The following is a 12319-nucleotide window of genomic DNA, read 5'->3' on the forward strand; positions in this document are numbered from 1 at the left end:
CGGCGGGGAGGACGCCGTCTGGCCGGACGTCCTGCTCATGGTCGGCGACCAGGTGGCCGCCCGGTCCTCAGGGCTGGGTCTCGTTCCGGACGGTCTCCCGGATCAGGTCCTGGTCCGGCTGCGCCGCCGCCTTCGCCGAGGCGTAGGGCCGCAGGTAGGCCTGGTTGACGCCGGGCACGCGGTCCTCGATGACGAACGTCGCCTTGGTCGAGATGCCGGCGCCCGGGGTCCGGACGGTCGGGAGCGTCTTGAAGTCGGCCCTCATCTCCTCCTTGTCGATCCTCGTCAGCACGTAGCCGCGCTGGTTGTTGTAGAAGCGCAGATGCGGGTTGATCTTGAGGTAGGGGTGGTCGGCGGGGTTGGAGTCCTTGCCGTCGCCGGTGCTGGTGATGGAGGTGCACACCAGTTCCGAGCCGACCGTCCTGGAGTCCGGGTCGTCGTAGTCGGCCTTCAGGTCGCTCGCCCAGTGGGCGTGGACGTCGCCGGTGAGCACGACGGGGTTGCGGACCCCGGCGTCCAGCCAGCCCTTGGTGATCCGGTCGCGGGAGGCGGCGTAGCCGTCCCAGGAGTCCATCGAGGTCTTCTTGACGGGCCCGGCGGTGTTGTCGCGCTGGGCGAAGAAGACCTGCTGGCCGAGGACGTCCCACCGGGCGGTGGAGCGGCGGAAGCCGTCGAGCAGCCACTTCTCCTGCTCGGCGCCGGTGATGGAGCGCTTGGGGTCGGTGGCGGCGGGGCAGTCCTTGTAGCCGTCGCCGCAGCCCTGGTCGTCGCGGAACTGGCGGGTGTCGAGCATGTGGAAGTTGGCCAGCCGGCCCCACCGCACCCGCCGGTAGACCTGCATGTCGGGGCCCGCGGGGATGGACCGCCGGCGCAGCGGCATGTTCTCGTAGTACGCCTTGAACGCGGCGGCGCGGCGGGCGCGGAAGTCGTCGTAGGAGGGCGTGTCGGAGCCTTCCTCGGGGATGTAGCCGGCCCAGTTGTTCTCGACCTCGTGGTCGTCGAACACGACGAGCCACGGGGCGGCCTGGTGCGCGGCCTGGAGGTCGCGGTCGGTCTTGTACTGGGCGTGCCGCAGCCGGTAGTCCGCCAGCCTGACCGTCTCGGGGCCCTCGTGGTCGCGGACGTTGCCGCCCGGGATCGTGTAGACGCCCTTCTTGTACTCGTACTGGTAGTCGCCCAGGTGCAGGACGAGGTCGGGGTTCTCCTCGGCCAGCCGCCGGTACGCGGTGAAGTAGCCGTGCTCGAACTGCGAGCACGACACGAAGGCCATGGCGAGGGCGGGGCCGAAGGTGGCCGGGTGGGGGGCGGTGCGCGTCCGCCCGACCGGGGAGATGTGGCCGTCCACGCGGAACCGGTACCAGTAGTCGCGGCCGGGGCGCAGGCCGTTCAGCTCGACGTGGACGGAGTGGGCGGCGTCGGGGCGGGCGGCGGCGGTGCCGCGCCGGTCGATGCGGCGGAACCGGGAGTCGGAGGAGACCTCCCAGCGGACGGGGACGGTGCGGGCGGGCATGCCGCCGAGGCCGTCCTCGGCGTGCGGGTCCAGGGCCAGGCGGGTCCAGAGGACGAACCCGTCGGGTTCGGGGTCGCCTGAGGCGACGCCGAGGGTGAACGGGTCGGCGGGCAGGGTGCGGCCTCGGGGGGCCGCGTGGGCGGTGCCGGGGACGCCGGTCACGGCGACGGCGGTGAGGAGTCCGCTGGTGGCGAGCCCGCTGGAGGCGAGGAAGGCGCGCCGGTTCAGCGGGCGGGCGGAGTCGGCCATGGAGAGGTGACCTTTCGGAGGGGTCCGGCAGTGCTGCTCGCCGAAAGCCTCACGAAGATCGGTGTCCGGGGGGTTCCGCGCGGATGACGCCCGCCACAACACAGACGATCTTTTGGACGGCGCTAGAAGATCACGCGGAGCGCGGAAGAGATGCTAGACTGCTGAGTCGCAAATGCGCATACAGATACTCCACCCTATGAATAGGAGTGTAGCCGGGGCATGGGACATCGTCAAGCGGACACTGTCAACCCCGAACGGGAAGAGAAGGCGGCGGCCGCCGCCGTGCGCGTCGAGCAGGACTACGTGTCCCGCGTGTACGCGCGGCTCGACGCCGAGCGCGACAGGACCGCGACCGCGCTGCGCGAGGGGCCGGCGGCGGGCGGCGGCGCCGCGTTCCAGGCGCGGGTCGAAAGCGCCATCGCCACGGACGAGGCGGCCCGGCGGCTGGTCCAGCTGAACGCCGTCGAGCACGGCCTGTGCTTCGGGCGCATCGACCACCGCGCCGACGCGGACGGCCCCGGCGACACCTTCTACATCGGCCGCATCGGCCTGCGCGACGAGGACCACGAGCCCCTCCTGATCGACTGGCGCGCCGCCGCGGCCCGGCCGTTCTACACCGCCACGCCGGGGGCGCCCGGCACGCTCGCGCGCCGCCGCCACCTGCACCTGCGCCACCGGGAGGTCGTCCGGCTGGACGACGAGGTGTTCGACCTGGACGGCCTGGAGGAGTCCGAGCGCGGCGGCATCGTCGGCGAGGCCGCCCTGCTCTCCACCCTCCGCCGCGGCAGGACGGGCCGGATGAGCGACGTCGTCGCCACCATCCAGGAGGAGCAGGACCAGGTCATCCGCTCCGGCCTCCAAGGGGTGCTGGTCGTCCAGGGCGGGCCCGGCACCGGCAAGACGGTCGCCGCCCTGCACCGGGCCGCCTACCTGCTCTACACGCACCGCGACGTCCTGGAGCGGCGCGGGGTCCTCATCGTGGGCCCGAACGCCACGTTCCTGCGCTACATCGAGCAGGTGCTGCCCGGCCTGGGCGAGACGGACGTGGCGCTGGCCACGGTCGGCGAGCTGTACCCGGGGCTCAAGGCGACCGCCGCCGAGTCTCCCGCGGCCGCCGTCCTCAAGGGCGACCTGCGCATGGCCGGCCTCGTGGAGGCCGCCGTCCGCGACCGGCAGCGCGTCCCCGCCGGAGGGCTGCGCATCGAGGCCGACGGCCTCACGCTGGTCGTGGACGCCGGCAAGTGCGAGCGGATCCGTGAGCGCGCCCGCGCCCTGCGCGCCCCGCACAACCTCCAGCGCCGCCGCTTCGTCCACGACATGCTGGAGGCGCTCGCCTTCGACCGGGCCGAGCAGTTCGACCGCATCATGGACGAGCCCCTCGAAGAGATCGCGAAGTCCGGCGGGCTGCCCGGCTGGCTCCAGGAGCTGATCGACGAGGCCGAGGACGAGCCCCTCCTCGACGAGACGGACCTCCGCCTGGCCAAGGAGGCCCTCTGGCAGGACCCGGGGGTCAGGTCCGCTTTGGACGATCTGTGGCCCGACCTGACCCCCGAGCGGCTCCTCGGCGACCTCTACGGCTCCCCCGAGGCGGTGGCGCGCGTGGGCGCCGAGGCCGGCCTGTCCCCCGACGAGCGGGAGCTCCTGCACCGCCCGCCGGGCTCGCCGTGGACGGTCTCCGACGTCCCCCTGCTGGACGAGGCCGCCGAACTCCTCGGCAGGGACGACTCCGCCGACAGGGCCCGCGCGCGGGCGGCGAAGGCCAGGCTCGCCGAGGAGGAGCGCTACGCCCGCGAGGTCATGCAGACCACCGACGGCACCGAGATGATCCTGGCCAGCGACCTGATCTCCGCGAGCGAGCTGGCCGAGCGCCACCACGACGGCGGCCCGCGCCTCACCACCGCCCAGCGCGCCAAGGCCGACCGCGAATGGGCCTACGGCCACGTCATCGTGGACGAGGCGCAGGAGCTCTCGGAGATGGCGTGGCGGACCGTGATGCGGCGCGTACCGACGCGCTCCCTCACGGTGGTCGGCGACATCGCCCAGACCGGCAGCGCGGCGGGCGCGGCGTCGTGGGGCCAGATGCTCGACCGCTACGTCCCGGGCCGGTGGCGCGAGCAGCGGCTCATGGTCAACTACCGCACCCCGGCCGCCATCATGAAGGTCGCCGCGGACGTCCTGGCCGCCGTCGCCCCGGACCAGACGCCGCCCGAACCCGTCCGCGACGACGGGCCGCCGCCGGCCGCGGTCGCGATGCCGGTCGCCGAGCTGCCGTCCCTCGTGCGCTCGGAGCTCATCCTGGTGACGGGCGGCGAGGACATCGGCGGCGCCTTCAAGGAGGGCCGCCTCGCCGTCATCACCTCGGCGGCGCGGCACGCCGACGTGCTGCGGGCCCTCCCGGACGCCGCCGTCGGCGCCACCCCGGAGGCCCTCGACTCGCCCGTGGTCGTCCTCACCGCCGAGGAGGCCAAGGGCCTGGAGTTCGACTCGGTCGTCGTCGTCGACCCGTCCGGGATCCTCGCCGAGTCCGCCAAGGGCGGCCAGGACCTCTACGTCGCCCTCACCCGGGCCACGCGCCGCCTGACGGTCGTCCACGACGGCGACCTGCCGCCCCTGCTATCGGCCCTGGAGTAGGCCGGCCAGGGTCCGGTCGAGCTCGGCCCTGATGACGGCGCTCGCGGCCGCCGGGTCCTGGGCGCGGACGGCCTCGACCAGGGCGGCGTGGGCCGCCCGGCCGTGGGCCTCGTCGGCCGCGCGGACGTCGACCAGGGCGGCGAGGTCGAGCAGGCCGTCGCGCAGGACGGGCACGAACCCGGCGTACAGGTCGGCGAGAACCGGGTTGTGCGCGGCGGCCACGACGGCGGTGTGCAGGGCGATGTCGGCGTCGATGAACGCCTCGACGCCGGGGCCGGCGCCTTCGCCGGCCAGGGCCGCGTCGCGGTCGGCGAGCGCCCGGTCGAGGGCGCCCAGGTCGTCCGGCGTGCGGCGCTCGGCGGCCAGCTCGGCGGCGCGGACCTCCAGCATGGCGCGGATCTCGTAGACGTCGGCGACCGAGGCGCGGCGGAGCCGGGCGGGCCAGTCCTCGGCCGGCTCGGTCGCGGTGACGAAGACGCCCGCGCCCTGCCGGGCCTGCACGAGACCGGCCCCGGCCAGGGCGCGCAGGGCCTCGCGGACGGTGGAGCGGCCCACGCCCAGCTCCCTGGCGAGGGTCGTCTCGCCGGGCAGCCGCGTCCCGACCGGCCAGGCCCCGGCGGCGATCTGGTCGCGCAGGCGCTGCGCGGCCTGCTCGACGAGCGGGCTGGGACGGAGCGGGCCGAGCGGCATCGGGAGTCCTCCTGGACGGCGGCGGGCCTCCAGGGTAGGCCACCTCAGCTTGTCTGAGGAGCTGAGGTGTGGTTGGCTGGGCGGCGTGTCGTGGCAGGGCCTTCTCCTCGGTCGCCGCGGCGGGGCCTGATTCCGACCGGCACCCCGCCGCGGGGTCCGGTGCTGCCGGTCGTCCGGCGATCGAACGAGGAACAGGCCATGACCTCCCCCAGTACGCCCACGCCCTTCCCCACCCTGCGCACCCCGGCCGGCCCGGTGGCGGACGGCGCGCCCTTCTGGAACCCCCAGCGCGGCAGCTCCATGCCGTTCCACCGGTACCGGTCCGTCCACGAGCGCGTGCCGTCGCCCGTGCCGGACGTCGAGCGGACCTGGCCGTCCAGGCGCATCGAGAGCGCGCCCCTGTGGGTGCCCGTCGACCTACGGGACGGCAACCAGGCGCTGGCCGAGCCCATGGACACCGCCCGCAAGCGCCGCATGTTCGACCTGCTCGTGGCGATGGGCTTCAAGGAGATCGAGGTCGGCTACCCGTCGGCCAGCGCAACCGACTTCGACTTCGTCCGGCACCTGGCCGAGACCGGCGTGCCCGACGACGTGACGCCCGTCGTGTTCACGCCCGCGCGCAAGGAGCTGATCGAGCGGACGTTCGCCTCCGTCGAGGGGCTGCCGAGGGCCGTCGTCCACCTGTACACGGCGACGGGGCCGGTGTGGCGCGACGTCGTGCTCGGGTCCGGCCGGGACGGGGTGCGGCGGCTGATCCTGGACGGGGCGGCCGACGTGGCGCGGCTCGCCGGGCCGGGCGTGCGGTTCGAGTTCTCCCCCGAGACCTTCAACCTCACCGAGCCCGACTACGCGCTGGAGGTGTGCGACGCGGTCACCGCGCTGTGGGACGCCTCCCCCGACCGCCCGGTGATCCTGAACCTGCCGGCCACGGTCGAGATCGCCACCCCGAACGTGTACGCCGACCAGATCGAGTACATGCACCGCAACCTGGCCAGGCGCGACGCGGTCATCCTGTCGGTCCACCCGCACAACGACCGCGGGACGGGCGTCGCGTGCGCGGAGCTGGCGATGCTGGCCGGCGCGCAGCGGATCGAGGGCTGCCTCTTCGGCAACGGGGAGCGCACGGGCAACGTCGACCTCGTCACGCTGGCGCTGAACCTGCACGCGCAGGGCGTCGACCCGCGGATCGACTTCTCCGACATCGACGAGATCCGGCGGACGGTCGAGCACTGCAACCGGCTGCCCGTCCACGAGCGGCACCCGTACGGCGGCGACCTCGTGTACACGGCGTTCTCCGGCACCCACCAGGACGCGATCGCCAAGGGCATGGCGCGCCACGCGCGCCTCGCCGCGGAGGGGGGCGTGCCGCCGGAGCGGCTGCCGTGGGACGTGCCGTACCTGCCGGTCGACCCCGCCGACGTCGGGCGCGGGTACGAGGCGGTCATCCGGGTCAACAGCCAGTCCGGGAAGGGCGGCGTCTCCTACCTGCTGCGCACCGGGCACGGGCTCGACCTGCCGCGCCGCCTGCAGATCGAGTTCTCGCGCGTCGTGCAGCGGGCGACGGACGGCAGCGGCGAGGAGGTCACGGCGGACGAGCTGTGGGAGCTGTTCCGCGCCGAGTACCTGGACCGGCCGGGGCCGGTCCAGGTGACCGGATGGCGGACCTCCAGCACCGGTCCGGGGCGGCACGACTTCACCGGCGTGGTCCGCGTCGACGGCGACGGGCGCGAGCACACCGGCACGGGCAACGGACCGCTGGACGCCCTGACCGGGGCGCTGGCCTCCGCCGGGATCAAGGTGGAGATCCTGCGGTACGCCGAGCACTCGGCCGGCACCGGGCGCGACGCCGCGGCCGTCGCCTACGCCGAGTGCCGTGTGGACGGCGTGACCCGCTGGGGCGCGGGACGCGACACGTCCGTGCTCACCGCGTCGGTGGAGGCCGTCCTGTCCGCGGTCAACCGCGCTAAGAGCGGTTAGACGACTTCAGGGACCGTCTCCACGACAGGCCGGTTCCGGGGATGCGCAGCGTCATGTGGCGGCGCCCGTCCGCCGAGCGGGTGTAGCGGGCTCCGCGGGCTCCGACGCTGTGCCCGACGCCCTTCTTGGAGAAGTTGAGGCGGAACGGGCCCATCTTCAGTGATTTCCGATAGCTCCAACCCATGGGGCGGGGGTGCCCGGCCGGTGCGCCGGGCATCCCCGCGACCCGTTCCCGGACATCCGAAAACCGTAATAGGGACATTTTTGTCGGGGCAAGGGCAGGACGTGACCAAATCCGGGCGGTCTTCGTCGCGCACCGCCCTTTACCCGCGGCCTCCGGCCCGGGAGCCTGTGCCCGTCGGAGATCGTTTCCATTTTCGGAGGTGCGGGTTGGCCAGGCGATCCCTGAGACGAACCCGGCGGACCATGACGGCGGCCGTGCTGACCGGCGCGGCGCTCGCCGCCGCGGGCGGCGGCGCGACGGCGCTCGCCGGGACGTCCCCCAAGATCGTGGTGAAAGGCGGGGTCACCCAGCCCGTCTTCTCCTACAAGGACGCGATCCGCGAGCACGTCTACGTCGAGTCCGGCGTGGACAGCGACCGGGACGGCAAGAAGGACCGCGTCAACGTGGACATCATCCGGCCGAAGGAGACCGAGCACGGTCTCCGCGTGCCGGTGATCATGGATGAGAGCCCCTACTACGACAACGCGGGGCGCGGCAACGAGAGCGAGCGCAAGACCTACGACGCGAACGGGAACCCGGTGAAGTTCCCGCTCTACTACGACAACTACTTCGTTCCGCGCGGGTACGCGTTCCTCGCCGTGGACATGGTCGGCACGACCCGCTCCGACGGCTGCCCGGTCAGCGGCGGCCCGACCGACGTCCTCGGCGGCAAGGCCGTGGTCGACTGGCTCAACGGGCGCGCCCGCGCCTACCGGCCGGACGGCAGCCCGGTGAAGGCGACCTGGACGACCGGCCGCACCGGCATGATCGGCAAGTCCTACGACGGGACCCTCGCCAACGGCGTGGCGGCCACCGGCGTCGAGGGGCTGGAGACGATCGTCCCCATCTCGGCGATCAGCAGCTGGTACGACTACAGCCGGATGAACGGCGTGAAGTACACCGACGACGAGCAGCCGTGGCTCGCCGACTACGTCGACACCGACCCGCCCGCCAAGTGCGCGGCCGTCAACGCGGAACTGGACGAGGGCGAGGACGACGCGACCGGCAACTACAACGCGTACTGGAAGACCGCCGACTACCGGGACGGGACGATCGCGCGGGCCTCCCGCGTCCACGCGAGCGTCTTCGCCGCCCACGGCGTCAACGACCTGAACGTGAAGGACGACCATTTCGCCAAGTGGTGGAGCGCCCTCGCGCGGCGCGGCGTCCAGCGCAAGGTCTGGCTGACGCAGCGCGGCCACGTCGACCCGTTCGACACCCGGCGGGACGCGTGGGTGGCGACCCTGCACCGGTGGTTCGACCACGAACTGCAGAAGGTGCCCAACGGCATCATGAGCGAACCGCGCGCCGACATCGAGGTCGGCCCGGACCAGTGGATCACCCAGCGGGACTGGCCGTCCCGGGACACGCGCAGCGTCGTCCTGCGCCCCGGCGCGGACGGCTCCCTCGGCCCGAAGCCGGCCGCGGCGGGCGCGACCGCGTCCTTCACCGACGCCGCCGGCCCCGAGGGCGCGGGATACCCGGAGGAGGCGATGGTCGCCGATCCCACGGCGGCGCGGCCCTACCGGACGGCGTTCGTGTCGGCGCCCCTGCCGAAGACCGGCCGCCTGTCCGGCACCCCGGACGCCCGGCTGAGGATCAAGCTGGACGGGCCGACGGCGAACCTCACCGCGCTGCTCGTCGACTACGGCGAGGACACCCGCGTGAACTACCTCGGCGCGGGCTCCGGCATCCGGACCCTGAACACCGAGGACTGCCACGGTGAGAGCACGCCCGCCGACGACGCCTGCTACCGGCGGACCGAGGTCACGACGGTCACCTCACCGGTCAACGTCGTCGCCCGGGGGTGGCTCGACGCCCAGAACCACCGGTCGCTGAGCAGGCCCGAGCCGCTGAGGTCCGGCCGCTACTACACCGTCTCCTGGCGGACGCTCAGCCAGGAGTACCTGCTGAAGAAGGGGCACCGGCTGGCGCTCGTCCTCGCCGGGACGGACGCGGACTACAACTTCGACACGCCCACCGGCGCCCAGGTGACGGTCGACCTGCGCGGCAGCTCCGTCTCCGTCCCGGTCGTCGCGGCCGGGGAGGACGTGGACACGCTGGTCGCACCGCCGGGCGGCGCGACCACGTGGCGGGGACCGTCCGAGGTCAGCCTGCCCGTCCAGGAGCGCAAGCTCTACTGATCCCCTGACACGCCGACCCTGCCGTGAGGCCCGCCGCCCCCGAGGCGGCGGGCCTCACGCACGTCACAAGGCGACGCTCTCGCCGATCCCGAGCAGGTGAAGACGATCGGTCAGCCCGGCCTTCTCGAAGGCCGGGACCACCGTGTCGCGGCCCTGGGAGAAGTGCGCCCAGCCCTCGAAGTGCAGCGGGACGATCCGGGCGGCGCCCAGGATGCCGGCGGCCTCGGCCGCGCCCTCGCTGGTCAGGGTGAGGTAGGCGTCGCCGATGAGCGGTGTCTGGGCGCCGCCGGCGAAGAGCACGGCCACGTCGAACGGGGCGAACCGCGCGGCGACGGCCCGGACCACGTCGAGGGACGCGTTGTCGCCGCTCACATAGGTCGTGGGCAGGCCTTCGCCGGAGAGGACGAAGCCGGTGACCGGGCCCGTCAGATGCTCGGTGCCGTCCGGGCCGTGCTGGGCCGGGACACCGGTGACGCGGAGCGTCCCCCCGTCCGGGCGGGGCAGCTCGGCGTGCTCCCAGTTCGGCAGCGCCCGGGCGGTGCCGCCGAGGCGCCCGGCCGCGGCCTCCGTGGTCAGGGTCAGCGGAACCCCGGCCAGGTAGGCGCGGCCGCCCGCGTCCAGGTTGTCCGGGTGCTGGTCGTGGGACAGCAGCACCGCGTCGACCGGGCCGACGTCGTCCGGGCCGAGCACCGGCTCGGCGGTCTTGGTCAGCTTCCGCGACCCCACCGGGTAGTCGCCGGGCGGGTCGAACGTCGGGTCGACGACGAGCCGCACGCCTCCGATCTCCAGGATCGCGCTCGGCCCTCCGAGATACCGGATGGTCAATGTGGACATCGCTCCGCCTTCGTTCCGACCGACTGACACCGGGTGAAAGAGAGGCCGTGCGGCGGAAATTCCCTAGTGGTTGTCGGTGTCCTTGCTGGGCTGGACGCGCTTGGGCTCCCCCGGCATCTTCGGGTAGTTCGGCGGGTACGGCATGTCGCCGAGGCCGTGGTCCTTCTCGTCGCGGTCGGCCATGTCGAGCAGGGCTTCGAGGGAGAAGGACGCGTCGTCGATCGTGGCGTGCAGGTCGCCCACCTCGGCGAAGCGGGCCGGCATCGTGGCGATGGTGAAGTCGTGCGGGTCGACGTCGGGCAGCTCGTCCCAGGTCACGGGCGCCGACACCGGGGCGTGCGGGGCCGGCCGGACGCTGTAGGCCGACGCGATCGTGCGGTCGCGCGCGTTCTGGTTGAAGTCGATGAAGACCTGCTCGCCCCGCTCCTCCTTCCACCACCGCGTGGTGACCTGGGCGGGGGCGCGGCGCTCCACCTCGCGGCCGAAGGCGAGGGCGGCCCGGCGGACCTCGGTGAACGTCCAGCGCGGCTCGATGCGGACGTAGATGTGCACGCCGCCTTTGCCGGACGTCTTGACGTAACCGGTGTAGCCCAGCTCCGACAGCAGGTCGCGGGCCGGGCCGAGCGCCACCCGGACGGCGTCGGAGAAGTCGGTGCCGGGCTGCGGATCGAGGTCGATGCGCAGCTCGTCCGGATGGTCGACGTCGCCCTTGCGGACGGGCCACGGGTGGAAGGTCAGCGTCCCGAGGTTCGCCGCCCAGGCGATCACGGCGACCTCGGTCGGGCAGACCTCGTCGGCGGAGCGGCCGCTGGGGAAGGCGATCCGGGCGGTCCGCACCCAGTCGGGCGCGCCCTTCGGGATGCGCTTCTGGTAGAAGGCGTCCGACTTTCCGGCGCCCATGCCCGCCTGGCCGCGCGCGTAGTCCTCGCGGGTGGCCATCCGGGCGCCCTCGAAGACCCCGGCGGGCCAGCGTTCCAGCGTCGTCGGGCGGTCGCGGGTGGCGCGCAGGATCCCCTCCCCCACGGCCAGGTAGTACTCCACGAGCTGCCGCTTGGTGTAGCCGTGCTCGGGGAAGTAGACCTTGTCGGGATTGGTCACCTTGACGAGCCGATCCCCGACCGGGATCTCGATGAAGGGCGAGGCCATAACCGCACGTTAACCCACGGGCACGACAGTCTTCCCCGGCTCCGGCGCCGGGTACGGTCGAAGCCATGGAGAAGATCCGCAAAAGCGACGACGAGTGGCGGGCCCGGCTCAGCCCGGAGGAGTACCACGTGCTGCGGGAGGCGGGCACCGAGAAGCCCTTCACCGGCGAGTACACCGACACCAAGACCGTCGGCGTGTACCGGTGCCGCGCGTGCGGGACCGAGCTGTTCCGGTCGGAGACCAAGTTCGAGAGCCACTGCGGCTGGCCGTCGTTCTTCGCGCCGTCCGACTCCGACGCGGTCACGCTGATCGAGGACCGCTCCCTCGGCATGGTCCGCACCGAGGTCCGCTGCGCGGTGTGCGACTCGCACCTCGGGCACGTCTTCCACGGCGAGGGCTACGACACCCCGACCGACGACCGCTACTGCATCAACTCGATCTCCCTCACCCTCGAACCGGCCGAATGACGCAACCTCCCCGGGCCCTGACGCGTCACATCAACGAGCGCGGAAGTGACCGCCAGCCCCCCGGGGAGCCGCCGTGGACGAGTTCACCCCCTACGAGACCGCGTTGCTCTGCGGCGGGCCCACGCGCGCCGCGCAGTGCGCCCTGCTCGCCCTCTACGAGCGGCGCCGCGTTCGGGTCTCGCGAGGCACGCGCCGCGTGACCGTCGTCGAGCGCGAGGCCGGCGACGAGATCCAGGCCGCGCTTCTCGACGAGGTCCCCGACAGCGGCTTCCAGCTCGGCCCCGTCCTCGACGCGGTCGCCGAATCCGACGAGGTGGCCGCCATCGCGGGCGGACTGGTCGAGAGGGGCCTCCTGCGCCGGGGGTTCCGCGGCCGGCTCCGGCCGACGCGCAAGGGCAGGGCGGCCCGGCGCGGGCTCCGCGCGGGCGCCGAGTCCGGCACCGCGTCC

The 12319-nt window shown here is 73.3% G+C and carries 9 protein-coding genes and 1 pseudogene; 5 read left to right on the forward strand and 5 right to left on the reverse strand.

Translation table 11 applies throughout. The annotated features are described in order from the left end of the window. Positions 1–67: 67 nt before the first annotated feature. Complete coding sequence (locus AB0K37_RS35200) at positions 68–1759, reverse strand: alkaline phosphatase D family protein (protein WP_363988544.1); 1692 nt, start codon at positions 1757–1759, stop codon at positions 68–70. A gap of 219 nt (positions 1760–1978) precedes the next feature. On the opposite strand from AB0K37_RS35200, the gene AB0K37_RS35205 reads away from it, so the two are divergent. Next, positions 1979–4390 (forward strand): ATP-binding domain-containing protein, encoded by a 2412-nt coding sequence (locus tag AB0K37_RS35205; RefSeq protein WP_363988546.1) that lies wholly within the window; start codon positions 1979–1981, stop codon positions 4388–4390. Here AB0K37_RS35205 and AB0K37_RS35210 read toward each other — a convergent pair. Continuing rightward, positions 4373–5080: an FCD domain-containing protein gene (locus AB0K37_RS35210; RefSeq protein WP_363988549.1), complete on the reverse strand. Its 708-nt coding sequence runs from the start codon at positions 5078–5080 to the stop codon at positions 4373–4375. The genes AB0K37_RS35205 and AB0K37_RS35210 overlap by 18 nt on opposite strands. Positions 5081–5380: 300 nt before the next feature. Between AB0K37_RS35210 and leuA the strand changes: the two genes are divergently transcribed. Beyond that, on the forward strand, positions 5381–7057 hold the full coding sequence (gene leuA, locus AB0K37_RS35215; RefSeq protein ID WP_363988565.1) for a 2-isopropylmalate synthase: 1677 nt from the start codon (positions 5381–5383) through the stop codon (positions 7055–7057). Here leuA and AB0K37_RS35220 read toward each other — a convergent pair. Beyond that, entirely contained in the window at positions 7044–7319 is a 276-nt protein-coding gene (locus AB0K37_RS35220; protein ID WP_363988552.1) for a DUF4236 domain-containing protein, read from the reverse strand. The two genes, leuA and AB0K37_RS35220, sit on opposite strands and share 14 nt — an antisense overlap. 164 nt (positions 7320–7483) lie before the next feature. Between AB0K37_RS35220 and AB0K37_RS35225 the strand changes: the two genes are divergently transcribed. Continuing rightward, positions 7484–9424 (forward strand): Xaa-Pro dipeptidyl-peptidase, encoded by a 1941-nt coding sequence (locus AB0K37_RS35225; protein WP_363988555.1) that lies wholly within the window; start codon positions 7484–7486, stop codon positions 9422–9424. Between the two features lie 63 nt (positions 9425–9487). On the opposite strand, the gene AB0K37_RS35230 is transcribed toward AB0K37_RS35225, so the two are convergent. Together AB0K37_RS35230 and AB0K37_RS35235 are read right to left on the reverse strand one after the other, a co-directional pair. Then, on the reverse strand, positions 9488–10258 hold the full coding sequence (locus AB0K37_RS35230) for an MBL fold metallo-hydrolase (RefSeq protein WP_363988557.1): 771 nt from the start codon (positions 10256–10258) through the stop codon (positions 9488–9490). 63 nt (positions 10259–10321) lie between these two features. After that, positions 10322–11404 (reverse strand): DNA polymerase domain-containing protein, encoded by a 1083-nt coding sequence (locus tag AB0K37_RS35235; protein WP_363988560.1) that lies wholly within the window; start codon positions 11402–11404, stop codon positions 10322–10324. Positions 11405–11469: 65 nt separating this feature from the next. On the opposite strand from AB0K37_RS35235, the gene msrB reads away from it, so the two are divergent. Next, a complete protein-coding gene (gene msrB / locus AB0K37_RS35240; protein WP_363988563.1) occupies positions 11470–11871 on the forward strand; it encodes a peptide-methionine (R)-S-oxide reductase MsrB in 402 nt (133 codons plus the stop codon). Between the two features lie 70 nt (positions 11872–11941). Next, positions 11942–12319: pseudogene (locus AB0K37_RS35245) on the forward strand (TIGR04222 domain-containing membrane protein); the annotation flags it as partial.

Source organism: Actinomadura sp. NPDC049753 (genome assembly GCF_040674655.1).
GTDB classification, from domain to species: domain Bacteria; phylum Actinomycetota; class Actinomycetes; order Streptosporangiales; family Streptosporangiaceae; genus Spirillospora; species Spirillospora verrucosospora.